The organism is Cysteiniphilum sp. JM-1, assembly GCF_008711525.1.
GTDB lineage: Bacteria > Pseudomonadota > Gammaproteobacteria > Francisellales > Francisellaceae > Caedibacter.
Window position 1 is genome coordinate 134757 of record NZ_VXKS01000004.1, and the last position, 25557, is coordinate 160313.

Consider the following 25557-nt stretch of genomic DNA (forward strand, 5'->3'; position numbering starts at 1 on the left):
TATCATTTTGCGTATTACAACTATACCGTTCGTTAATCATTTGCGGTGTTTCATTGCGTAGCAGTTTGTAATGAGTATAAAATCTAGAGTTATCCTTATCTTAGCCGTTATCTACGCCATGATGAAAGAACACTGCCAAAGCATTATGCATGATGTTACTGAGATTTTTCTTAAGAAAAAACACTCTATCTATAAAACTTTACTCATTTACAGCAAGCGCATCGATAAGCTATTAATAGAATATTTTCCACAGCAAATAGCGCATATTTCCTTGATTGCTATCGGTGGCTATGGTCGTCAGGATCGCGCTTTATATTCAGATCTTGATTTATTGTTTTTGGCAGAAAATGATCAATCACTAGAAAGTCCCGAACTGTTAGCATTTATTCAGGAATTACAAAGCTTGCCAATTAAAGTTGGCTATTCAACTCATACTATCAGCAGTGCCCTGCAGCATGCTAATAATGATATCAATTTACTCACTGCCATTTTGGATGCACGTTTTATCTGTGGCAATGAGAGACTATTTGACACATTTAAATCATTAGTTGAAAGCAAACAAAATCTCCCTGTTCATCGCGACTTTATTTATAGCAAATATGCTGAACAAATTGATCGTGATTGCAACTTCCCAATCAACCAACAACCTGATCTTAAAAATACTGTGGGCAATCTGCGCTACTTACAAAGTATTCACTGGCTATTGATTTATCTCCACCCTAATGTAAATTTACATTACCTTGTTGAGCACCATTATATTACTGCAGATGAGTTAACGAGTTTAAGTAAGGCGCATCGTTTGCTTTCTGCTATTCGCTTTTATTTGCATATTCTGTATCAACGCGAGCAAAATTCACTACTAATTGACAAACAACTTATGATTGCTGAGTTTTTTGGTTTTAAGCATAAAAAGCCACATAAAAGCATTGAGCTATTTATGCAGCATTACTATAACAGCATTCGTCACGTTAAACTTATTAACCGCATCATCTTCCATGAATTAATGGCATCTCAAGTGATCAGCAATGATATAGCACTTAGTGACGGCTTTAGTATCCATGGCGGCATTTTAAAGCATACACAGAATAATTACCCTACACATATAAACAATATTTTGATACCTTTTAAATATTTTTGCCAACACCAAGAAGTTAAAACGCTTGATGCTCAAATCGTTCGCAATACACTACAACTACTTGCAGCATTAGCTAAGAAAAACTTACTTTCCAACCAAATATTACAGCAACAATTTTTAGCGATTTTCACCTATCCATACAATATCAAAGGTGCGCTAAGTATTATGATGGATTTAGGGATTGTTGAAAAAATCATCCCTGAGTTTACCATTAGCAAAGGGCAGATGCAGTTTGATCTATATCATCAATACACTGTTGATCGCCATACAATTGAGGTTATCAGCAACCTACGCAGCATGCGAACAGCTCATTTTGAACAAGACTTCCCATTAGCTTATCAGGTGATGCTTAAGCATCCTGCGCAACGACTATTATATATTGCCGCATTCTTTCACGATATTGGTAAAGGTTCCGGCGTTGATCATAGTAAATTCGGCGCGCGTCTTGTGCAAAAATATGCTGAAATATGGCGTTTAAAACAAGATGAAATCCATCTTTTGTCATGGTTGGTGAAACATCACTTGGCATTTTCGCGTATGATCAAGAAAGAAGATATCTATGACGGTGCGGTTATCGCGCAATTTGCTGAATTTTGCCAAAGCCAATATTATCTGGATAGCTTATTTCTTTTGACCATTGCCGATATTAAAGGCACCAACCCCGCATTGTGGACACAGTGGCAACAGACAATGTTTGAGCATCTGTATACGCGCACCAGTGAACTGTTGAGCAGATCCGTAAAGCTCACGCTTAAAGAGCAAGTTGGCGAAACGCAAAAGAAAATTCTGACACAGCTAGAATGCACTGATCACAGTATAGTCATGTCACTATGGCAGAATCTACCCGCTCGCTACTTTACAGAACAGGCATTAGCTACCTTGGTCTGGCAAAATAATATACTTTGCCAACAGATGATCAACAACCACAATCTTTCAATCCACACGCATTTTGATCATAGCTTGAACCAAACGCTATTACTGATTTTAATGACCGATAAGGACATTAGATTATCATCGCTATGTTATCTACTATATAAAGCCAGCATCAACATCACCGAAGCAAGCTTTTTCAAACTTCCCGATAATCAAATGCTTTATCAATTTAACATTACTAATTTAAGTTATCAGCCACTGCAAAACGAGCATGAGCTGCTATGGCTAGAGCAGCATTTAGAAACGCAATTGACACCTCATAGAATAGATTATGCCCCTACTAAATTAAATGCTTTGGTAACGGATAAATCAACCATAAAGCGTCTAAAGAAGAATGTGCAAATTTTGAGTCCTCGACATAAAAACTACAGCAAGGTCATTGTTAAATGCCCTGATCGACCGGGTCTTCTTGCTGCACTTTGCTATTTTTTTGAAATGCACAATCTTAATATTACACGCGCGCGAATTCACACCTCTGGATTCTCAATCGAGGATAGTTTTTATATTACAGATAACAATGATCAACCGATCATCAAACAGAGTAAGCGCCAATTACTGGCGCATAAGTTTTTGAAATATCTAAAATCGTTAGATGAGTAATTACTCCATTCCACCCATGCTCACACAATGATAACCGGCATCGACGTAGACCACTTCACCCGTAATGCCGCTGGCAAGATCAGATGCTAAGAATGCGACGGTATTACCAACTTCGATAATATCAACATTACGCTTAAGCGGTGCTACTTGCGCATTGTAATCAAGCATTTTTCTGAAGCTCTTAATGCCCGATGCTGCCAATGTGCGAATTGGTCCTGCTGAAACAGCGTTAGCACGAATGCCCTCTGCACCCAAAGACAATGCCGTATAACGCACGGTTGCCTCAAGTGATGCTTTGGCAATCCCCATTGTGTTATAACTTGGCATCGCGCGCTCAGCACCAAGATAAGTTAGCGTCACTAAAGAGCCATTACGATTTTGCATCATACTGCGTCCTGCCTTTGCTAATGCAGCAAAGCTGTAAGCACTAATATCATGCGCCACTTTAAAGCCTTCACGATTAACCGCTGAAATAAAATCACCCTCAAGCTGATCAGCCGGAGCATAAGCTACTGAGTGGATAATGCTATCCAAGCCATCCCACTTTTTACCAAGCTCAACAAACACATTATCGATCTGCTCATCATTGGTAACATCACACTCTATAAGTGCGGCAGAATTATAGTGTGCAGTCAGCTTCTCAATACGCTCTTTAAAACGCTCATTTTGATAAGTAAATGCAAGCTCAGCACCTTCGCGATGCATTGCTTCCGCAACACCGTAGGCAATCGACTTATTACTTAAAAGACCGACGATTAAAACTTTTTTACCTGTTAAAAAACCCATCATGTTTCCTTTTGTTTTAATGATATGCTCAATTGCGGCTTATTATGCAATAATTTCTTAAATTACGCAGCACCTAACATAGCATACTTATGCATTTGTGTTACCATATTGCGCTATCATCATGGAATACGATAATGAAAAATGAATAAAACAAGAAAAACCGTTCACCCACGCTCGCATACTGATGCAACGACTTATGGCAATGTCCATTTTGACCAATCACGTGCTACTTGGAATATTTTCAAAGTCATGTCAGAACTTGTCGAAGGTTATGAACGCCTGGATGATATTCAACCCGCGGTGAGTATCTTTGGCTCAGCCCGCCTGCCAAGCACCTCGCCACACTTTAAAGATGCCGAGGAAATTGCGCGCAGATTATCCAATGAAGGCTTTAGCATCATTACTGGTGGCGGTCATGGCATTATGGCAGCAGGCAATATTGGCGCATCAAAAGGCGATGGCTTAAGTATTGGTTTAAATATTCACTTACCTTTTGAACAAGTGCCAAACCAACATCAAGATATCTCTTTACACTATCGTTATTTTTTCACACGTAAAGCGATGTTTGTTAAACACTCAATGGCATATATCGGCATGCCTGGCGGCTTTGGCACATTGGACGAGCTTTTTGATATTGCCACTTTAGTGCAAACTAAGAAAAAGCGTCATATGCCTATCATTCTATTTAACACCAGTTTCTGGGGTGGATTGGTTGAGTGGATTAAGACAAAGCTTGTTGCTGAGGGTGTTATTAGCGAGGGCGACACTGAGCTTTTGATCATGACTGACTCAATTGACGAAGTTGTTGAGATTATCAGCGAACATCACCAGCATAACCAACGCAAAGATATTGACAAAAAACCTGAGTTTATTTTTTAAAATTCAAATAGCATGAGGGAATCACCATGGATTATTTCCACCAAGCCGTGATCAATCTGTATCAAAACATTTATTACGTTATCAGTGCATTCACTGTGATCGTGCATCTTGTTTGCACGTTAGCAGTCATTCGTGATTTAAATAACTTCACCAAACATAATGTCACCCCGCAAATGATGCCTAACTTTGCTTGGGTTGTTACCGTTCTTATTACTGGTGTTTGGGGCTTATTTATTTACTGGATTATGCATCACTCAAGCCTTTCACGACGCTAATGACAATATTTCAAAATCAATTCCGCCAGCTCATCTGCCTTCTCTCTTGGCAACATATGTCCTGCACCATGTATCATTTCAAGTTTTGCATTAGGTAATAGACCACAAATTTCACGTGATAATGACATTGGTGTCAGAATATCCTCATCACTGACAACGACTACAACAGGATGTGTGATAAGGGCAAGATCCTTTGTCATATCAAAGCTTTCAACCGCACTAATCTGTGCATGTAATGCTAGCTTAGACTGCGGCACTGCTTGGTGTGTAAGATAATGAATCTCTTCATCAAGATACCCCTTGTTTTTTAGTAAACTTTCAGAGTAAATCCATGGTAAGACAATTTTTTCAATTAATGATAAAGGTGCGCCCAATGCAATCACTTCCTCTAATGATTCAACATGCATGCGCGCCATGATTGGCAAGCACGCCAATGAACAAACGAGCATTGCCATATTAATAACCTCTGGTGCTATTTTTAACATCATCTGTATAATAGCTCCGCCCATAGAATGCCCCACGATATGCGCTTTCGTAATACCCAAATACTTAAGTAATGACAGAGTATCTGCCGCCATATTCTCAATACTGAAGTGCTTAATAGTTTGCGTGGATCGTCCAACCCCACGATTATCAAACACCGTTACTCGATAGTGGTGTGATAATATTGGTACAATTTTTTGCCAAAAGCTTACATCCGCTGACAGTCCCGCGATCAACACCAAATCAGGTCCTTTACCATGCTGCTCAAAATAGATAGTTACATCATTTTGTTGAAAAACTGCCATTACTTATCCTTAAGCCTATCCTGCAACACCATTAACTCCGACTGTAGCAGAGAAGATTCAAAGTTCAAGATCCAAAAAAATCAAAGGCTAAAAACACTAACTCACAGATGAAGACTACGTGTACAATCATCAACTGTTAGAAACATGCAAAGGACGTAAGATGCAACACAATACTGAATTTCTCAAACTGGTCAACGATGCCAAAACACGCATCAAAGAGTGTGATGTTTTTCACATTAAACATATGCTTGACAATAACACATTAGATGGTCTTCTTATCGATGTCCGTGAAGAGTCTGAATTTGCGCATTCGCATTTACCGGGCGCTAATCATTTAAGCCGCGGCATTATTGAAGTTAAAATTGAACAACTCATTCCTAACAAAAATCAAAAGATGTACTTATATTGCGGTGGTGGTTTTCGCTCAGCATTAAGTGCTGACAACCTACAAAAAATGGGTTATGACAATGTCATATCAGTGGATGGTGGTTTTCGTGCATGGGTTGGCAATAGCTTCCCATTAAGTGTCGAGGATTAATGATGTTTCGTATTGGTCACGGCTATGATGTGCATCGCATTAGTAGCGAAGATAAGCCATTAATGCTTGGCGGCATTGAGGTTAATGCACCTTTTTCACTTCAAGCGCACTCCGATGGCGATGTCATTTTACATGCCATTACTGACGCAATCCTAGGTGCTGGTGCTTTAGGTGATATTGGTCAGCATTTCCCTGATACTGACCCCAAACATAAAAATCAAGCAAGTAAAGATTTTTTAGTGCATGCGCAACACGGCATCAAAGCACAAGGTTATGACATTGCCAATATTGATGTCACTGTTGTTGCTCAAGTGCCAAAGCTTGCCCCTTATATTCTTGAAATGCGTCAATGTATTGCAACGCTGTTGCAGCTTACGTTAAATCAAGTTAACATCAAGGCAACTACGACTGAAAAACTTGGGTTTACCGGCAGAAAAGAAGGTATCGCCTGCCATGCGGTTACCCTTATTTATCAACAATAGGAGCAAATATGCTTATTTCGTTAATTTTAGGTATCATCGCCGCTTTTATCATCGGGCTTATCATTGGCTTGAGTGTGCGTAAAAGTAGCAAAAATCTAAGCACTGAATTAGATGAAACCAAAAAACTACTAACCCATTACCAAAACACCATCAATGAACATGTACATAAAACACACGAGATTATGGAAAACATCTATCAGCAATTTTCTGAGCTACAGAAACATTCGCAAGAATACAGTGTTAAGCTTAATCTTGATCCATCAAGACAGTCTTTATTGCAGCCTAAAGCCTATCGCGATAAAGAAAAAACCCATCAGTTAAACAATGAGCCACAATACCCTAAGGACTACGCTTCTGAGGGCGAAGAAAAGCAATGAGTCAATTGATTGGCGCCCTCAAAACCTATCACGAAGACTTTTTGGTTGAAGAAATCTTTGATTTTGATTTAACTGGTGAAGGTGAGCATATTTGGCTTTTTATCGAGAAAAATGGTTTAAATACCAAAGACATTATTCGTGCACTATCTCAATATACCGGCCTTAAGCAGCGCGATATTGGCTACAGTGGTTTGAAAGATAAACACGCGATTACTCGCCAGTGGTTCTCGCTATATTATCCAGGTAAAGCTGATATCGATTTTAGTGAGTTTGATGTGGAAAATTGCAACATTCTACGCATTAGTCGCCACAATAAAAAGCTTAAAATTGGCAGCCACAAAGCCAATCGCTTTACCCTTGTGTTACGTGATTTAACATCACCTTTTGCAGAAATAGAGCCCAAGATAAAACATATTATGCAAAATGGCTTTATTAATTTTTTTGGTGAGCAACGTTTTGGTCACGATAATCTACAGCAAGCGCATGATGTTATTGACGGCAAAATTAAGCTTAACCCAAAAGATCATGGCTTTTTATTATCAGTTATGCGCAGCTTTTTGTTTAATGCTTATGTTCAATTTCGCCAACAAAACCACACAGATCAAATAGCGCTAATCGGTGATATTGTCGGCTTTAGTGATGGCAATAGCGTCTTTCAAGTCACTATGGAGAATCAAGGCGAAATCCAACAGCGTATTGAGTCCAAAGAGTTAAGCATTGCCGCACCATTAATTGGTAAACAGCAGAAGTTATTCTTCAGCAGTGAGGCATTAAGCCAATATGAACAATTTACGCAAACTCATGGCAAGTTTATTGATTATTTAGCTGCGCATAGTGAGATGCAATTTCGTAGCATCTATGCATATCCTGATACTCTCAAGTATGATTATAACGAAACAGATAATACGTTAATGCTTACTTTTAGCTTAGGTACAGGCGCATACGCAACCTCATTAGTTCAAGCGTTATCCGCATAAAAGGCATATTAACATGGCAGAACACTATCCCATTGCCATCATTGGCGGCGGTATCTCAGGGGTAAGCTTTGCACACTTTGCAGCGCTTAAAGGTTATAAAAGTATCATTCTTGAGCAAAATGACAAGCTTGGTGGCTGCATTGAAACCTATCACAGCCCCAAAACACGTGATTTCTGGCTTGAACTAGGCACCCATACCATTTACAACTCTTATCAACATTTGATTAGTTTTTGTCGTGATAGCGGACTTTTGAATCAGTTGCAAAAACGTGAAAAACACCCCTTTAAACTACTAACAACACAAAATCAAATTGCCAGTGTTGTCAGTAAGCTTAATCCAATTCGTGCTGGAATTGGCTTGCCGCTATTTAAGTTTAGCCATGCTAATGATCGCACCATTGAAGAATATTTCAGCTTTGTCTTTGGATCACACAATTACCAAAAAACACTGCGTTATTGCTTTGATGCCGTACTTTGTCAAGATAGCCAACACTTTCCGGCTGACTTTCTTTTCAAAACACGCGCCAAAGATAAGCGTTTACCGCGCAGCTTTACTTTTGAGCATGGCATGTCAAGCCTATTTAAAGATATAGCTAACCCAAATACAAAGATCAATCTCAACACTCAAGTCATGAGCGTTGAGCAGCAAAACCAACAATGGCATATCACCACAAATAATGGTGTATTCACAGCCGATAAGCTGGCTTTAGCGACACCATGGCATGTTTGCTATCAATTGCTTGCACAAATCAATCATCCACTTGTGCATATTAAGCAACAACCAACTGTTTCAAAACTTATAACAGCAGCATTAATCTTTGATAAAGACAAGATCAAACATATTAAGCCAATCAATGGTTTAATTGGTGTGAATCAAGACTTCTTTTCGATGGTGACGCGCGACACGCTAACACATGAGAAATATCGTGGCATGACAGTGCATTTTAAAAACACAAACATCTCTTACCAACAATTAATTGATGGATTTTTATCGAAACTTAACATTGCTAAAGATGCCTTGATTGATCTCAAACACAAACAAAATAGCGTGCCATGTTATCAATCACAGCACCAACAGTTTATTGACGGGATTAATAGTGAGCTAAGCAAAGATATCAGTTTAGCATTAACGGGTAACTACTTTACGCGCTTAGCCGTTGAGGATTGCGTGAAACGCTCTTTTGAAGAGGCAAAAAGAATTCTTAATTAAACACGTTCTATTTTAAGACATATTTTTAAGTGCTTTAACCCACGGATAACGCGTGCCAAATGAACACGGTCTTTGACTTCAATCATCGTCTGCACAATACCATATTGCGCATCAGACTCCAGAATATTAAAACTTAAAATTTGTGCATCATGGCGTGAGATATTAGCAGTAACTTTGGCAATCGCACCTTGTACATTCTGCAAACTCACACGCAACTTCACCGGATAATACCCTGTGCAGTCTTTTGCCCATTGTGTCTCAATAATTTCATGTATTTTTTTAAGTTTTAATAACTCATTACATTTAAGGCGATGAATCATTAATCCTTTATCAGATATCAATACACCAATAATTGGATCATCAGGAATTGGTGTGCAACAGCTTGCTAATTGGCGCAAATAACTATCATCAATCAGTAATTTGCGTTGTGAGTCATAACCATCACTCTCAAGCTGCTGTTTTTGCTCAACAAAACGCACAAACGTATTTGCTGAGAAATGTGCCTGCCCAATGGCTGCATGGAGCTCAGCAATACCTGGGAAATTAAACTCAACTAACGCTTCTTGCAATAGTTCCGCTGAAATAGTCGAAAAATCCATATGGTTTTTAAGTAGTGCTTGCGTCAAAATCTGCTGCCCAATATGCACAAACTCTTCATGCTCATGCCGTTTTAAAGCATGCTTTATCGCGTGTTTTGCTCGCGCTGTTTTAATAAACTCAAGCCATGCGGGATTTGGGTGGGCATTAGGAGAAGTAATAATCTCAACGGTGTCACCATGAGTTAATACATAACTCAGTGGCGTGATTCTGCGATTGACCTTAGCCGCAATGCAGTGATTACCGATATCGGTATGAATGTGATAAGCAAAGTCAACACAGGTTGCACTTTTGGGTAGTTCAATAATTTCACCATTTGGCGTGAACACATAAACCTCATCAGGGAATAAATCAAGCTTAACACTTTCCACAAAATCCGTTGATTTAGTGACGTGTTGTTGCAAATCAGAAAGCTTCTCTAGCCACTTTTGAGCATTATCATGGCTTAATGATTTCGCCTTATAAATCCAATGTGCGGCAACCCCTTTCTCTGCCGTATCATCCATCATTTTGGTTTTTATCTGCACTTCAATTGGCACACCATAAGGACCAAAAACGGTGGTGTGTAGAGACTGATAACCATTAGCTTTTGGTGTGGCAATGTAGTCTTTAAAGCGTCCAGGAATAGGTCTGAAGATCTCATGAATTGCACCTAAGATCATATAACACTCGCGACGCGTCGGTGCGATCACTTTGTAAGCATAGATATCCATGATTTCAGAAAATGACATCTCTTTATCACGCATTTTGCGATAAATACTATATAAACGTTTCTTACGTCCAGAAACAAGCTGCTCACTTTCTAACAGCTCAGCTAAATGGTGTTGTAATCGCTCCATAATCTTACGAAACAAGCGATCACGATGCTTTTGCGCGTGTAATACTTTTGTTTTAAGTGTCTTATAGCGATAAGGATACATTGCCTCAAAGGCTAGCTCTTCAAATGAGTTTTTAATGTGATGCATCCCCAATCTGTGCGCAATCGGGGCATAAATCTCCAGAGTTTCTAATGCAATTCGTCGACGCTTATCCGGGCGAAGTGGCGCAAGGGTTGTCATATTGTGCAATCGATCAGCAAGCTTAATCAAAATAACACGAATATCCTGCACCATTGCCAAAACCATTTTACGGAAATTCTCGGCTTGTAATTCTGCTTTTGAGTGGGTTTCTATCTTACTTAACTTGGTAACACCCTCAACCAATTGGGCTGTTTTCTCACCATAGCGTTTGGCAATAATCTCCGATGAAACGTCTGTATCTTCAATCGTGTCATGCAACAGGGCGGCAATCACCGTTTCACAATCAAGGCGCATGCCCGCCAATACACAAGCAACTGCCACCGGATGGGTAAAATAAGGCTCGCCAGAGCTTCTAACCTGCAGCTCATGCGCATCAGCACCAAACAAGAAAGCATCTGCCACTAGCGCACGCTGCTCATCATTTAGGTAACTGTGAATAATTTTATTTAACTTATAAAATAAAAACATCTAGCATAAGTGCTTCTTAATAATTTTTTCAGTATAACGATAATTTACCTAAAGCCCTACTGCTGCTGTGGCAAAACTGGTCAATTTCAATTTAAATGCATAAAATTCTGGTAAAACTTATTTATTTGTTTAGAATTACCCAGTTTTTAGATGCATATAAATATTTTAAGTCTATACTTTTTGCAAGGACTAAAAGCATTTTAAGCTTGGGGTTGTGCATTTGCTTTGCAAAGGGTTGGTATAGGTTTAATCAGCTTTGGAAGATAAAGCTATATAATAAGGAGTAACTTTAACATGTTAATTTTAACAAGAAAAATTGGCGAGACTGTCATGATTGGGGACGAAGTAACAGTCACTGTTTTAGGCGTCAAAGGAAATCAAGTTCGTCTAGGCATAAACGCACCTAAAGAGGTGTCAGTACATCGTGAAGAGATTTTTGTGCGCATTAAAGGTGAGCACTCATTAGGTGATATGGAATAACATACCACCATAAGCACAACGCATATTGAGCAACAAGCTATTATCAAGAGCGATTTATATCGTTTGCTTAAAGATAGCAATCTGACTCATCATATTATCACCCGTCCTTATATTCTTTCACAAACAATATACTTCGGTACCTCACAATTCAGCCGTAAATCTTTTGCAGCACTTATGCTTTATAGCTACACTGATGAAGTACCATCAAAAGAAGGAGCGAGTTATGCAAAAGAAACTTTATATTGTTGCTGCAAATATATTGCTGTTAGCCGGATGTGCGCAATTTGCGAGTCAAAACAAAGAACCTGCTGTTATCACATCAACACAGGCAGGATCTGTTATTAAAGATAAAGCCGCTGTAGCCGCAAACGATACAACACCAGCTAACAAGGTATCCACCGCGGATGACACAACCAAAGTCATTGAAGCAGTCGGCGCACCTCAAGCGAAAGCCCAAGAAATTTCAGCAGTTGCTAGCGCTGTAGATAATGACAAGCCCGTCACTTATAAAGTCGAGATTGGCGATAGCTTATATAGTATTGCACGCAAGAATAATATCAGTATGACCTGTCTTTCTAAAACCAATAAAATAACAGATCCTAACCGCTTAGCAGCAGGACAAACCCTCATCATTCCTAAGCCTACTGACTGCTAAAAACCCCCATGAACCAATATCTAAAATATCTGAGCCTATGCATGTTAAGCACGACGGCTTCTTTTGGGTTTTGCAAAAGTTTCAGTTTACAGCAAGCTGTGCAATACGCGATTGAGCATGCCCCAAGTTTAAAATCGCAACAGTCACAACTTAATATTGGCACCTTGCAAAAAGACAATGCCTTTGCTGCCTTCTTGCCAAAGCTTGATTTAGTTAGCACATCAACAGCAAGTGATACGACATACAACGCAGTCAATAGCACAGGATTTAATACTGGCAACACCTTTGGCTTGCAGTTATCGGAAGATTTTAGTCAAAATGGCATCAAGATTACCAACTATTACCAAGCCAAGATCCAAACCGCGATTGATCAACTTAACTATCGCTATGCTAAGGATCAGCTAATCCAAGAAGTGGCTGAAAATTTTATCCAATACTCACTTAGTGTACACAACCTTAAATTGCAAGAAACACTTTATCAGCAATATCAAACACAGTATTTAAGTGCCAACACCCTATATAAGCAAGGGCTTAAATCACGCTCAGATGAGCTAAACTTAAAAACGCAGCTCTTAAGTACCGAGATTACGTTAAAGCAACAAAAACAAAGCCTTAAAGTTGCCAAGCAGAAATTACTAAAGAGCATGGGGGTTAGTGCTTTTAGCCCTCAGGATTTCAGTTTTAATGTATTGGCATTACAAGATCTAAAAGACATCCCTAAAGCATTGACACACTTCTCTGAGCAATATCTCTATCAATACCAGTTATGGCAATTACAACAACAAAAAGATGATTGGAGTATCAATCAGGCAAAACGTAATTATTGGCCAAACGCCTCCTTCTCCATCAATGGCGGTTATCAAAATCCTTATGCGCAAAATGGCTTTTTTGGCGGCATTGGCGCACGCAAAGAATTTAGCTGGAACGCAACCTTAACGTTGAGTTTCAATCTATTTGATGGCGGCACGTTGGATCGCAATATTGTCATTGCCGAAGAAACAAAGCTTAAAAATCAATATGACAATCAAGGTAACATGCTCGATGTGCAAAAAACGCTCGCGGATTTGCTTAATGATTTCAAAAACCAATATGACACGCTACCAACAGCGATTGAACTGCAAAAATACGCCAAAGAAAGTTACACATCGGTGAAGCGTAATTTTCAAGCAGGAAGTCAGTCTTATCTTGATTTAATTAATGCATTAAGTAGCTTACAAACAGCCGAGCAAACGATGCTAAATCTTTATGCAAGCTTATTAAAAGATACCTATCAATATCATTTCTACAAAGGAGACATTGAGCGTTATGTTTTCAAGAATCATTAAATGGCTAATCACCATTATTATCCTAATTGCGCTTGGCTATGGGCTTTATTATTACTTCGCTGTTAAAACCAGTCAGCCATTAGCAACAACTGATACGCCCTACACAGTAAGCAAAAAAACACTCGTTAATAAAATATCAGCCTCAGGAGTGATTAGTGCCAATAAAGAAACCATGGTCGCAGCCCCTTATGCTGGTTATATCCAAAAAATCTATGTTAACCTAGGGCAGCACGTCGTCCAAGGTGATCCTCTTGTAAGTATCGTCAGCTCACTGCAATCACCAGAGAAAGTCTACCCGATTAGAGCGCCTTATGTAGGAACGGTGGTCTATATCAAGAAATCTGAAGGTGAGTATGTTACCCAAGGTTCAGGCAGCACTCAAAACAGTGACTTTATTCTCAAAGTCGATGATTTATCAAAACTTTATGTCACCGCAGACATTGCCGAATCAAACATACTGCAAATGAAAAAAGGCTTAAAAGTCATGATCAAAGCCTCAGCTAACAACAATACCAGCTTTGATGGTGTTATCACTAGCGTTGCTCTCGCGCCCTCACCAAACAATTCGGGGACATCATTTAATTCGACACAACAGACCATCTACCCGATAAGGGTGCTTATTACAACAAAGAGTGCTGATCTTTTACCAGGAATGAATGTTGTTTGTGATATTTACATTGATGAAAAACAAGATGTCATCGCCCTTCCTAAACAATATATTCGCATTCAAGATGGGCATAATTATGTCAAATTGAGCAATGGTAAAATGCAAGAAGTCAGCTTAGGCATACAAACCACACAAGATGTTGAAATCACCAAAGGCTTAACTGTCGGTGATCAAGTTGAGCCAATCGATTACTTCAGCGGAGTATAGCCATATGAGTTTGGCGTATGAGGTAAACAATCTTAGCTTTAGCTACCATGGCGCAATGAAATCAACACCTGTGCTGCATGATATTAATCTCAACATCACACAAGGTGAGTTTGTTGCCATTGTCGGGGCGTCAGGATCAGGCAAGTCAACACTACTGCATTTATTGGGTGCTATGCTGACACTTGAATCAGGCAATATCAAAATCAATAGCGAGTCACTTGCACACACTGATAGTCGTAAGCTAGCACAGATACGTGCTAAACATATTGGCTTTGTATTTCAGCAATTTCACCTGTTACCCAAGCTTAGTGTGCTCGATAACATCCTATTACCGATGAATTATCCGATCAATATTCAACATGATCGCAAAGCATTAAAACAAAAGGCTCATGACATTGCCAAAGCAGTCGGTATTGCCCACCGTTTAGATCATTATCCTAAAGAGCTATCGGGTGGAGAGCAACAACGTGTCGCAATTGCCAGAGCATTGATGCGTGATGCCGACATTATCCTTGCTGATGAACCAACGGGTAATTTGGATAGTCACAATACCCAGAACATTATGGCGCTATTAACCAAGCTCAATCAACGCGGCAAAACGATTATTTTAGTAACACACGATAAGGAAATTGCTGAGTTTGCACCGCGCACTATCGAGATTAAAGATGGTAAAGTGCTTGCGGATATTAAAAAGGACAACCAAATAAATTCTTCTGCCAAGCAGGATATAACTCAAGACCACGGTAATAAACAAAATCCAAGATCAAGCAGCAGCTACACACATGCGTTAACACGACTTTTTGCTTTAGCCTTGCGCACCTTGATGATCAAAAAAGGTCAAACACTGTTGACTGCTTTGGGCGTAATTATCGGTGTTGCTTCCATTATTGTGATGATGACGCTTGGGCAATATGCTAAAGATAAAATTCTAGCGTCTTATGATAAATTGGGCGCAAAAACGGTATTATTCTATGCCTACAAAAACTGGATGCAATCAGCATCTGATCATAGTAATTCCGCATTTGAGCAACTTTCGGTTAAAGATGATCTCATACCGATAAAGCGGATTTTCCCACAGATTACCATGCTATCGCCTTCGATTAGCAGCTATGCCAACAGTGTGATTTTTAACAGTAACAAAGTGCATCAAAATCAAATCTCAATTCAAGGTGTTAATGAATATTTCTTGCCTATTGTAAATACACACCTAGCGCAAGGACGTAACTTCTCAGCACTCGATATTCAAAATGCAGATAACGTCTGCATTATTGGTAATGATATTAATCGCGAGCTTTTCCCAACACAAAGCGCGATTGGCAATGTCATTAAAATCGGTGATTATGGCGGCAGTTATACCTGCTTTGTGATCGGTGTACTGAAGAAAAAATCTAGCTCAAGTAGTGATGCTTGGAATAATATCAATATGCAGGTTCTTCTGCCTTTTACCTATTTACAAAAGGTCAATTGGAGCTTTTTAGCGCAATTTTATTTTAGTGTTGATGATGTAAACGCTGTCATTCCCGTGAGTGACGCGCTTAAAAATTACTTCACTAGCAAATATGGCAATAGCGGCACCTTTATGGTATCACCGGATATTGATCTACTGCACAATATCCAGACTTTCTTAAATATCTTCACGTTAATGCTCGCCGTGATCTCGATCGTGTCACTTGTTGTGGCAGGCATTGGTATTACCAATATGATGCTGGCATCAATTTCTGAAAATCTATATGAAATCGGCTTATTAAAAGCTATTGGTGCTGGAGATCGCACAATCTTTTGGAGCTATTTGATTGAAGCCATTTTACTGTGTTTAAATGCTGGGATTATCGGCTTTGCACTTGGCATTGGCAGTTATGAACTGATCTTATATATCGCCTCAAAATTTGTGCAAGAGATTCAGTTTATCTGGTTCATCTCACCCTTTGCAGTATTACTAGCGTTTATCTCTGTCGTCAGCTTAGGGATATTAAGCGGCTTGCTACCTGCACGTAAAGCTGCTGCTTTAGATGTCGTGAAGTGTTTAAACCATTAAAACCCCACTTTAAAAACCTTGCCAGTTTCAATACCGGCAACGGATCTTAGGTAGGCTTGTGCTGCCTCATGGGCTGATACCGATTTAAAACCAGGGAAAAATGGTGCATAAGATGCAAGAGCTTCGGTGATAACCGTTGGGCTTACTGCATTGATGCGCACTTGTTGGCGCAGCTCTAAGCTTGCGGCTTTGATATAGCCTTCAAGTGCAGCATTAACCATTGCTGCCGAGGCGCCAAGGGCGATAGGCTCTTGATTTAAAATCCCTGTGGTTAGCGTAAATGAGCCATTATCGTTAATATATTTTAATCCCTCTTGCACGAGATTGACCTGTCCCATCAGCTTGTTGTGAAGCCCAAGCATAAAATCAGCTTCCGTCATTTCAGTTAACGCTTTAAAAGTTACTTTACCCGTGGTCGATACCAAGGCATCAAATGAACCAATCTTGGCATACATGGCTTTGATCGAGTTAAGATCGGCAATATCCACTTCAATATCACCTGAACGTGATACTTTCAAAACCTCATAGCCATGGTTTTGCAATGTAGTACAAACACCTTGCCCAATCGTACCCGTCGCACCAACAACAATCACTTTTTTCATAACTACATCCTTCTTAAATTACACAATTAGGTTATAACAACTTTATCATCTATCAACACTCAGTCGCTGGCTGAACATAAGTCGAAGCCAGTATAATAAGTACCTATGCAAATATTATCAGGTGTTTTTTTAGATTCTCGGGCTTGACCCGAATATCCATTATTACCCAGAAACTATTGTTTAGGTACTTACATGTCGGATTTATTAGCACTCCCTTCGACTTATGCTCAGGGAGAAATTAGCTTTTTTGGGCGAAATTCATCGCATTTAGTAATAAAGTATTATCATTATAATTGATAATTTACTTATTGATAGTTATTTCTTTTACGCCTTCATAATTTTTTATGACGCAAGTAACTCCTCCCTATGAGAATACGTAACATACGGATATTGCTTTAAAAAACAAATAGTTAAGATGAATTGCGTCAATCATTATGTTGATTAATTGGTAATAATACGAGTTTAAGCACTCAACAAGATTAATTAGTATCAATAATGTCTGTTATTGTGTTAGGTTATTAACAGCAATGTTGATTGCATGATGATATTGACAAGAATGTTATAGCAAAAATCATAAAAGGAGTCGAAAATGAGAAGGCAAGCAATCGCCACGTTAGGCGTATGTAGTACATTGATATTTAGTGGTTCGCTAGCTTATGCTGCTAATGATGCACCCAACGCCTATGTGGATCCCACCGCAAGAGTTGAGGCACTTGTTAATGCAATCAATCAAAGTAATGCTGAAGTAAACAAACAAGCACAAGATGTGCTTGCTGATCATAAGCAATGGGCTGACAATGCCGCACTAAGTTCATATAGTGGTTGGACAAAATTTAAGTCTTTTTGGCCATTCTTGGGACTCTCTATGCAAATGGGCATTAACACGATTGAGTTAGGGACTAATTTATCAAAAATGAAATTTGATAACGCCGATCAAAACATGGATGAATACCATACCATTATGAAAAATATGATGACGGGTTCAGCGCAACCGATGACCTACACAACAACAAAATCATTGTTAGGCACAATCGGTAAAACACAAAAAGTCGATTTAGACACCGCTAAAGTTCGTTATTATGACGGCATGGCGCAAGCATATGCTGTGCCTAAGAAGATTATCAAAGCAGCAGGTATCGCTTATACATCAACGATTAAATCCGTTGATAATTATCAAAAATTCTCAGAAAGTGACTGTATTCTAGCCGTTAACGCCTCGCGCGGCACTGATCTTTATCAAAATATTCTAGGATCAGTCAATGCCTTTAATAAGTTATTAGACAATAATAAATTATTGGATAGTATTAAGTTCTTGCATGATGCCAATGTTTATATGCAGTTCTACTACACCGCGGATCCTGCCAAAGTTTGTAGCTATAAAGTAGCAACTGAGACACTGCAAAGTAATCAATTTATGCAAGCTTACATGCAAGGTTTTGAGCGTTACAAAAACTTATTAAGTACATTTTCTAAAGATTTAAATGTGACAAATGATCACGCATACCCAGTCTATGCTGCCACTGCTGCCATTGATTTTGTGACAATTACTGAAACACAATCAATTATTGATGCACTAAAGAAATTAAAGCCGTAAACAGATGAAAAAGACTATTTTCTTTCTCTTACTCTCAATGCTATGTATTGCACTGCCAATTTATAGCACGGCAGCAGCAAGCATGGCAGTCCAATCATCTTTGAATGATATGACCGTTGCTGATTACCTTAAGCTTTATTATTCAGATAATCCTAATGATAATCAACGCGCGCGCGGAATCCTCGATGATACTGAGAATTGGCTTATTGCCGCTGATGTCTTTTCCCGCGAAATACAGGGAAAACCATTATTTTGCGCCAATGCCAAAGATGAGCCTATCAATTTAGATATCGATACATTTAATAGCATCATTATGGCAAACCTATCACGCTTGGATGCATACAATAATATCTTGTCAATCAAGGAAGTATTGCCATTTACTTATTACGTGCTTGGCGTTATGGAAGCAACTTTCCCATGCAAAGAGGTTAAATCTCACTTTGATCTTTTTGGTCGAATTGAAAAAAGTTATCTACAAGCTAAAAATCAACAGAAGATTGATGATAAGTCATCACCGCATTAATAATGCCGCTTTAAAAAAACTTTAATTTCTGCCACCAGCTCTTGTTATGAATATTTTTCTCAAGCTTTTCGCGCTTAATTGCCAATGAGGTTCTTAAATCATTCGGCGTTAAACGGTGTGAAGCAAAGTCACTGTTGGTTAGCGGTGATTTTGCTGCTTTAAATGCAGCATCAATAAGCTCGGAGCAGAACCACTTATCATGCTCATCGATCCAGTCACGACGCCACAAGCCAAGACCCAATGCCGATGAGTAATCATATTTCTTGCCAAGTTGGCTATTTAAAAAACTCATCAGATCGCTTTTTTGTGCGTCACTGATTTCTGTACGCCAAGTTTCTAGCATATCTTGAGATTTGCGTAAGTCATCATAGCTGCGCTTATAAACACCTAATGAACCATTACTGCTATAGCAATCATCGTCAACTTGCAATTCGACATGTGAGAAATGTGAACGTGTTACCCAACGAATACCATAACTAACGGGATGATATTTGCGACCAAAATATATTTGAATGAGAGGCATAACAATTTCCTTTTTATCTTTCCATCAACTCCTTGGCAATTATAGCTAAGGATTATCATAATAAGCGAAATGTTAATAGAAATAAGCGTATCATATTTGATTTTTCCAAATTTTTACGTTAATTTGCGCGAACCAAAAAATAGGTCTTTGGTACAAAACAAATCTATAGGGGGTTTATCTCATGACAAAAATGAACAAAATAATTGGCTTATCAGCGATTGCATTGTTAAGCATCTCTGCAGCAAATGCTGGCGCGCAAAGCGGTTTAGTCGTTGGTGGCAACGTTGGTTACTCATTTGCACAAAATGGTTTTGCAAACCACAAAGGTGGTGCAGCTTTCGGCGGTTTAGTAGGTTATGACTATGCTTTAAATCGCAGCGTTAGCGTTGGTGCGGAAATGGATTTGCAATATGCAAACCAAGTATCAAAAACAGCAGGTAACAAAATCAATGTTTGGAATGTGCCATTATTCTTAGTTGGTAAGTACTACTTTGGCAGCAACAAACAGTTTAATGTCTTTGGTAAAGCAGGTTATGCATGGAACCGTGTTGGTGCCAATGATAACTACAGTAAAATCTTCAGACCTGTTGTTGCAGTGGGTGCTGGTTACCAATTGTCTCGCACAATGAACGTATTTGCACAATACCAATACAACTGGTTACCACAGGGTGGTCACAGCATGGGTCAAGCAACAGCTTCTGTTGGTTTGACTTACACGATCCCAATGGGTCCAAGCAATTATTTCTCAAATGAAGAGAATAATGCGATCGGTCAAGAGCAGCCTGTAATGCACAATCAGCCAGCTGCAGCTGAAGCACCAACAGCTATTGGTAATGCAACATATACTGTGAAAAAAGGTGATACTTTATATGATATCGCTGTAGCTCATGGCTTATCAAAAACTAAAGGTACCAACTGCATTGCTAAAGAAAATAACATCACTAACCCATCTAAGATTCGCGTGGGTCAAAAGCTTGTTATTCCAGCAGTACACTCTTGCTAATCATTGCACTAGATAAGATACAAAAACTTTAAGCCAGCAGCACTGATATTGCTATTAATGCTATGGTTTTTCGCAGGAACATAAATATAGCTTGCCCATGGCGCGATAATAAAGCGCCCATAACTGCTATCAAAATTAAAGCCTAGACCTAATAATGAATATAATCCACCATGATTTGTGGTGTTTTGTGACAATGTGGCTAAACCATTGGCTTGATAAAAATCCACTTGCGTATTGTTGTAATAGATATAACCAAGCTCAGTACGACTTGAGATTGAGAAATGACGATTAAAATGAAATGTACTTGACTGCAATACCCCTGCGTGTAGATATAGATCATCCTGATTGGTGCCACTGGTATTGACCAATGCCAACATCATCGGCTCTGTCGTCCGATATTTTGAGTAATTTGCCGTAGTATAAACACCTGGGGTTATGTGAAATCGCCCCTGAATGAACTCATAACCAAAACTTAAAGTTGAGGTTGCAAAGTAATGCTCAAGATTGGTGTGTTGATCAATATTATAATCATTTGCGCGCAGATTAACGCGCCCTGTTCCTGCCGCGCCATGAATATACCAATGCGCTTGCCAATGATTATAAGTGCTAATCACACCAAAAATAGCGCCCCCCATCCATTCAGACGTTGCCGCTGTACCAACAACATTAAAAAGATTCAAACGACTATGGGTATAGCGCGTCTCTAGTGTTGGACCAAAGTACCAGTGATTATCTAAGCGATTATCTGAATTATGCAATGCCATCGTAGGATGCAGATCATCTTGGTCATGATTATCGACAACATTTGCTGCAATAGCAGATTCAACCAAGCCTAGTAGCAAACATAGCCCACTATAAAAAGGGAGTTTATTTCTTATATCCATTGTTTGTTTAGGTACCATCTAATCATTCTTAGATTGAGTATAGTTGATAATTGCAAACCATCATTATTTCTTTGACTATACTCAACATGTGTGCGATCAATCTTAACTGGGGTAATGATGATGAATGAATTATTGTTGTTTGGTCTACTTGCTTGCTTTATATTTGTTAGTCTTATTATGGTTTGGGTGAATACGGTAGCGATTATTTACCTTAAAAAGCAACTTACTGAAATAGACAAAAAGCTAAACCATACCTCTTTCAAATCTGACGTAACAAATAAAGGTCGTACCCCAGAAGCTATTGAGATAAAAACAGCAAAAGGCATAATGACTAACACACCCTCAACACTTCAAACAGATTCATTAGTCATTCAAAATATGCCAACCAATGAAATGGATCAAAAGCATAACCCCTCATCGCAAATATCTTTTATCAAACGATGGTTCACCAGTGAAAAATTCATCATGATGCAAATTCCTATCTGGATTGGAGCCATTGCCATTATTGTCGCCATGGCTTTTTTGATTAAATATTCATTACAATACAGCCTACTTACTCCGTTTACGCGCTTATCCCTAGCCTCTATTTTCGGTATTTCTGTGTTATTCATCGCCAATTGGATACGCTTGCGCCAACCCAATATGGCAAATGGTCAAAGAATTGCACAAGCGTTATCTGGAATTGGTATTGCCACTTTATACGGCAGCATTTATGTTGCTGTATCCATTTATCAACTCATGCCTCTTTTTGTTGCCGCCATTGCGGTAATTGCCATCACGGTTATTGCACTGCTTAGTGCTTTACGATTTGGGCAACCCATTGCCATTATAGGCTTTATTGGTGCGATTATTATGCCAGTACTTGCTGCTGAAACAGGTATTTCATCTGTGCTTCTTTGCTTGTATTTATACCTTATACTGCTGAGCTTTATGTGCTTATGTCGCGCTCAAAACTGGTGGCGTGTAGCACTTGTCGTTACAGCACTCAATACGACGTGGTACTTTGCTTGGATTATCTTCTGGTTTGCCAAAGATCAAGCATTCTGGTTAAGCATCTTTGCCACACTCAACGCTATAACGATCTTTATTGCAAGCTATCCACAACTTAAACATGCACACGACATCCTCAATGGCAAGCATAGCTTATATGCCTATAAGCGTCTCACAACAGCAAGCGCACTCGTCAATCATCTAGGGTTTGTTGCGAATACAATAATCATTGTGCTGCTTTTATTGCTCATGCCAACTGAACTCATCATTTGGACTACCTTTTTTGTAGTCTTTATCTATGCTTTTATCGCTTTTAGACTAAAAGAGTATTATTACTTCTATGCGCCGTTACTGCTAATTAGCGCCTTTAGTTATATTGCCCTTTTGCATACCTATCAACTCTCACAGCACGGTATTTTATTAACCTGTCTTATAGGAATGACAATAATCAGTGCAGCATTTTATTTCTGGCTTTTTTATTATCTCAAAAATCGACATATAGTTAGTTTCTTAACGACGCTGTCACTTAGCGTACTTTTTCTTGTAGGTTACTTTACCTTGCCAAATTTCTCCGAGATTCCAATGTTAAATCAAGTCATATGGAGCTTGATTGCTGTGCTTTTTGCCGCTTATTATGCCATGATTATTTGGCGCATATTGCAATTGAGTCTTACTGAGAACCTCAGTCTTGCCTTTGTTATCTTAGGACTGACATTCTCAATTAGCATTGCAATAGCTCTCCTATGCAACTACCATCACCTAGCATTTATATTTGCGGCAGAAGCAGCTGTTATTTCGTGGATTTTCTATCATAGCAGATTACCCATTTTTAAATGGATTAGTCTTATTTTTGTTGCACTATACACCTTAAGCTTTATGCGCTATTTATTGATAAACCTTCACATCTTAAAAATACCATTGTTGCATTCTCAACTCTTTTCATCATGGGCAATTTTAGAAGTAGCCGTACCCGCTTTATTGTTTGCCTTTGCCAGTATTTACCACTTTAAATCCAAGGCATTAGATCTTGTTAAAATATTTTCACTCTATAGTTACTTGCTTGCCGCATTATTTTCGTATCTATTCATCCAAAAGTGCTTCAACTTCAACACACACGTCTTACCATTATTAAAGCACACATTAATCATCAACTTATTTTGGATGCTTGGCTATATTGGGCTATGGCTTGGTCAAAGATATCGTCTTGTCTTTGTGACTCAGGCAGCGCATACATTAAATCTCTTTAGTTTCTGCTATTTTATTGTCGTTATTGTCGTAATCAACAACCCATTATTTGGCACTTATGTTGATGGTGTAGCCGTGTTTAACCTCTTGACTTTCGCCTATCTTAGCCCCGTACTATGGATATATGTTCAAAGACGTTATTATCTATCAAGTAAATATATTTTTGTTTTAGATTATGCCGCAGCCATTATTGTTTTCATTTGGCTAAACCTAAATATTCGCTTCTTCTTTCACCCCAATAAGCTATTGCTTGGCGCAACTACTTATAGTGAAATCTACAGCTACTCAATTATCTGGCTATTGCTAGGTATTGTATTATTAGCGCTTGCAATTAAATGGCAATGGAAAATATTGCGCTATATCTCATTTGTTCTTGTCATGCTATCAACAGCTAAAATTTTTCTATATGACGCATCGGCACTTGATGGGCTTTATCGCGTTCTTTCGTTTTTATGTCTTGGCTTTATTCTCATTACCATTAGTTATTTATACGCACGTTTTATTTTTAAATCACCTTCTGACTAACAGAGCCAAATATCAACCACCCTGCTGAAATATTCAACTAGTTTCTACGGCAGCTTTTGGTTATGATTGGCAAGATTTCATTTAGCAAAACCAAAGGATACAATACGATGCTTAAGAAAATTGGCGTGATATTCTCATTTATGCTGTTAGCGATGTCAGGCTTCCAGTTAGCTGAAGCTAAGCGTTTTGGCGGTGGCTCAAGCCATGGTTACAGTCGCTCAGCACCGACACAAACACACAATAGCACAGCCGCTGGCAGCACTGCTCAGAAAAAAGGTGGCATGGGCACCTTTGGCAAGATCTTAACTGCTCTTGGATTGGGTGCACTTTTTGCTTGGCTATTTAGCGCACATGGTATGACAGGACTACTTATCGTTATCGCATTGATCGCACTCTTTGTTTTCTTTATGCGTAGAAAAGCCATGCAGCAACAAATGCAAAATAGTAACAATAATGCTTCACCTAACCAAGCATCACCATTACATACCGCTGCTAATGCCTTCACAGGCAATGCACAAGAAAGTGCTACTGAACAGCACAATCACTCAGAGCCAGTAAGTAATGGTATTGTTAATGGTCAATTGGCTGATGGCACCCCCGAGACAGTCTTTAATCACCAAGCATTAAACTTATTTAGGGCGCATTCGCGATTTGTGGGTAAATCAGCTGTAGTTTAACTTGAACTGAATGCGATCTTTATGTACAAATACCCTACTGCCTTTAAAACATAAGCAAGTTATGGATGAATTTAGCTGAGCAAAACCTAGAAACGATTCAGAATGAGATATCAAATACGATAGTAGAGCTATCTAAACTTAACACCGTTACGGAAAATAAGCTTGATAAAGATCGTATTGAGCATGCACAAGATCTATCAAGCAAACTCTCCGACTTATACGCAGCACTAAGTCATCAAGAGAAAGTTCTCAGTGACTCATTCAAAAAAGATGAAAAAGCACAGTTAGATGCCACAGGCAAGCGCTACATTTTCAAAGGCTACAGGGCGACTAATGTGATGTATCGCAATGGCAACCGTTTTGATATTTATATGCCTTACTATCTTTTCAAAGGAACAAATAACGGCAAAGGTACGGGCTGTAAGCCAGGCTTGCAATTACTGGGTATTCACCATGCTATATCCAATGGTTTAAGCACCTATATTGCGATGCTTTCGGCAGCATTGAGCTCATATGATGAAGTCAAAAAGCATCTTGCTAAAGTCAATATTCATTTAT

The 25557-nt window shown here is 39.0% G+C and carries 24 protein-coding genes and 1 pseudogene; 19 read left to right on the forward strand and 6 right to left on the reverse strand.

All coding sequences use genetic code 11. The features are described 5' to 3' along the window. Positions 1-70: 70 nt before the first annotated feature. The gene (glnD, locus tag F3D68_RS02945) at positions 71-2668 is read left to right on the forward strand and encodes a [protein-PII] uridylyltransferase (RefSeq protein WP_151192995.1); all 2598 of its coding nucleotides are present in this window, start codon (positions 71-73) and stop codon (positions 2666-2668) included. On the opposite strand, the gene F3D68_RS02950 is transcribed toward glnD, so the two are convergent. Beyond that, complete coding sequence (locus F3D68_RS02950) at positions 2669-3454, reverse strand: enoyl-ACP reductase (RefSeq protein WP_151192996.1); 786 nt, start codon at positions 3452-3454, stop codon at positions 2669-2671. It lies immediately after the preceding gene. Positions 3455-3703: 249 nt separating this feature from the next. Here F3D68_RS02950 and F3D68_RS02955 point away from each other — a divergent pair, with 249 nt between their 5' ends. After that, positions 3704-4333: a TIGR00730 family Rossman fold protein gene (locus tag F3D68_RS02955; RefSeq protein WP_117001538.1), complete on the forward strand. Its 630-nt coding sequence runs from the start codon at positions 3704-3706 to the stop codon at positions 4331-4333. Positions 4334-4359: 26 nt separating this feature from the next. Next, on the forward strand, positions 4360-4608 hold the full coding sequence (locus tag F3D68_RS02960) for a hypothetical protein (protein WP_117001522.1): 249 nt from the start codon (positions 4360-4362) through the stop codon (positions 4606-4608). Here the strand turns inward: F3D68_RS02960 and F3D68_RS02965 are convergent. Then, positions 4605-5396, reverse strand: a complete 792-nt coding sequence (locus tag F3D68_RS02965; RefSeq protein ID WP_151192997.1) for an alpha/beta fold hydrolase — start codon at positions 5394-5396, stop codon at positions 4605-4607. The genes F3D68_RS02960 and F3D68_RS02965 overlap by 4 nt on opposite strands. A gap of 160 nt (positions 5397-5556) precedes the next feature. Here F3D68_RS02965 and F3D68_RS02970 point away from each other — a divergent pair. From F3D68_RS02970 to F3D68_RS02990, 5 genes and pseudogenes are all read left to right on the forward strand, one after another. After that, positions 5557-5916: pseudogene (locus F3D68_RS02970) on the forward strand (rhodanese-like domain-containing protein); the annotation flags it as partial. 17 nt (positions 5917-5933) lie between these two features. Then, entirely contained in the window at positions 5934-6416 is a 483-nt protein-coding gene (ispF, locus tag F3D68_RS02975; RefSeq protein ID WP_191092680.1) for a 2-C-methyl-D-erythritol 2,4-cyclodiphosphate synthase, read from the forward strand. 8 nt (positions 6417-6424) lie between these two features. Beyond that, on the forward strand, positions 6425-6793 hold the full coding sequence (locus F3D68_RS02980; RefSeq protein ID WP_151192998.1) for a ZapG family protein: 369 nt from the start codon (positions 6425-6427) through the stop codon (positions 6791-6793). Then, complete coding sequence (truD, locus tag F3D68_RS02985; protein ID WP_151192999.1) at positions 6790-7770, forward strand: tRNA pseudouridine(13) synthase TruD; 981 nt, start codon at positions 6790-6792, stop codon at positions 7768-7770. The genes F3D68_RS02980 and truD overlap by 4 nt, the downstream gene beginning before the upstream one ends. A gap of 13 nt (positions 7771-7783) precedes the next feature. Next, entirely contained in the window at positions 7784-8980 is a 1197-nt protein-coding gene (locus F3D68_RS02990) for an FAD-dependent oxidoreductase (RefSeq protein WP_151193000.1), read from the forward strand. Here the strand turns inward: F3D68_RS02990 and F3D68_RS02995 are convergent. Continuing rightward, positions 8977-11064, reverse strand: a complete 2088-nt coding sequence (locus F3D68_RS02995; RefSeq protein ID WP_151193001.1) for a RelA/SpoT family protein — start codon at positions 11062-11064, stop codon at positions 8977-8979. The two genes, F3D68_RS02990 and F3D68_RS02995, sit on opposite strands and share 4 nt — an antisense overlap. A gap of 294 nt (positions 11065-11358) precedes the next feature. Here F3D68_RS02995 and csrA point away from each other — a divergent pair, with 294 nt between their 5' ends. The 5 genes from csrA to F3D68_RS03020 all read left to right on the forward strand — a co-directional run bounded on the left by csrA (position 11359) and on the right by F3D68_RS03020 (position 16433). Next, entirely contained in the window at positions 11359-11544 is a 186-nt protein-coding gene (gene csrA / locus F3D68_RS03000) for a carbon storage regulator CsrA (RefSeq protein WP_117001530.1), read from the forward strand. Positions 11545-11767: 223 nt separating this feature from the next. Continuing rightward, positions 11768-12199 carry a LysM peptidoglycan-binding domain-containing protein gene (locus tag F3D68_RS03005; protein WP_191092681.1) on the forward strand — a complete coding sequence of 144 codons (432 nt, stop codon included), beginning with the start codon at positions 11768-11770 and terminating at the stop codon, positions 12197-12199. Positions 12200-12240: 41 nt separating this feature from the next. Then, on the forward strand, positions 12241-13524 hold the full coding sequence (locus F3D68_RS03010; RefSeq protein ID WP_191092682.1) for a TolC family protein: 1284 nt from the start codon (positions 12241-12243) through the stop codon (positions 13522-13524). Then, positions 13505-14398: an efflux RND transporter periplasmic adaptor subunit gene (locus F3D68_RS03015; RefSeq protein ID WP_151193004.1), complete on the forward strand. Its 894-nt coding sequence runs from the start codon at positions 13505-13507 to the stop codon at positions 14396-14398. The genes F3D68_RS03010 and F3D68_RS03015 overlap by 20 nt, the downstream gene beginning before the upstream one ends. Beyond that, a complete protein-coding gene (locus F3D68_RS03020; RefSeq protein ID WP_151193005.1) occupies positions 14358-16433 on the forward strand; it encodes an ABC transporter permease in 2076 nt (691 codons plus the stop codon). The genes F3D68_RS03015 and F3D68_RS03020 overlap by 41 nt, the downstream gene beginning before the upstream one ends. Here the strand turns inward: F3D68_RS03020 and F3D68_RS03025 are convergent. Further along, positions 16430-17035, reverse strand: coding sequence for a short chain dehydrogenase (locus F3D68_RS03025; RefSeq protein WP_151193006.1), 606 nt, complete (start codon positions 17033-17035; stop codon positions 16430-16432). The genes F3D68_RS03020 and F3D68_RS03025 overlap by 4 nt on opposite strands. Before the next feature lie 589 nt (positions 17036-17624). Between F3D68_RS03025 and F3D68_RS03030 the strand changes: the two genes are divergently transcribed. Next, positions 17625-18629, forward strand: coding sequence for a hypothetical protein (locus F3D68_RS03030; protein WP_151193007.1), 1005 nt, complete (start codon positions 17625-17627; stop codon positions 18627-18629). A gap of 4 nt (positions 18630-18633) precedes the next feature. Further along, positions 18634-19152 (forward strand): hypothetical protein, encoded by a 519-nt coding sequence (locus F3D68_RS03035; RefSeq protein WP_151193008.1) that lies wholly within the window; start codon positions 18634-18636, stop codon positions 19150-19152. Positions 19153-19162: 10 nt separating this feature from the next. Here the strand turns inward: F3D68_RS03035 and F3D68_RS03040 are convergent, their stop codons facing one another. Next, positions 19163-19675 (reverse strand): hypothetical protein, encoded by a 513-nt coding sequence (locus F3D68_RS03040; RefSeq protein ID WP_117004137.1) that lies wholly within the window; start codon positions 19673-19675, stop codon positions 19163-19165. Positions 19676-19856: 181 nt separating this feature from the next. Between F3D68_RS03040 and F3D68_RS03045 the strand changes: the two genes are divergently transcribed. After that, positions 19857-20678 (forward strand): outer membrane beta-barrel protein, encoded by an 822-nt coding sequence (locus F3D68_RS03045; protein WP_224728214.1) that lies wholly within the window; start codon positions 19857-19859, stop codon positions 20676-20678. Positions 20679-20686: 8 nt separating this feature from the next. On the opposite strand, the gene F3D68_RS03050 is transcribed toward F3D68_RS03045, so the two are convergent. Next, positions 20687-21562, reverse strand: coding sequence for a hypothetical protein (locus F3D68_RS03050; RefSeq protein ID WP_191092683.1), 876 nt, complete (start codon positions 21560-21562; stop codon positions 20687-20689). A gap of 117 nt (positions 21563-21679) precedes the next feature. Here F3D68_RS03050 and F3D68_RS03055 point away from each other — a divergent pair, with 117 nt between their 5' ends. The 3 genes from F3D68_RS03055 to F3D68_RS03065 all read left to right on the forward strand — a co-directional run. Further along, the gene (locus F3D68_RS03055) at positions 21680-24322 is read left to right on the forward strand and encodes a DUF2339 domain-containing protein (RefSeq protein WP_191092684.1); all 2643 of its coding nucleotides are present in this window, start codon (positions 21680-21682) and stop codon (positions 24320-24322) included. A gap of 107 nt (positions 24323-24429) precedes the next feature. Continuing rightward, positions 24430-24999, forward strand: a complete 570-nt coding sequence (locus F3D68_RS03060; RefSeq protein ID WP_191092685.1) for a hypothetical protein — start codon at positions 24430-24432, stop codon at positions 24997-24999. A gap of 65 nt (positions 25000-25064) precedes the next feature. Beyond that, positions 25065-25557: hypothetical protein (locus tag F3D68_RS03065; RefSeq protein ID WP_151193012.1), on the forward strand; the 493-nt coding region annotated here is incomplete at its 3' end.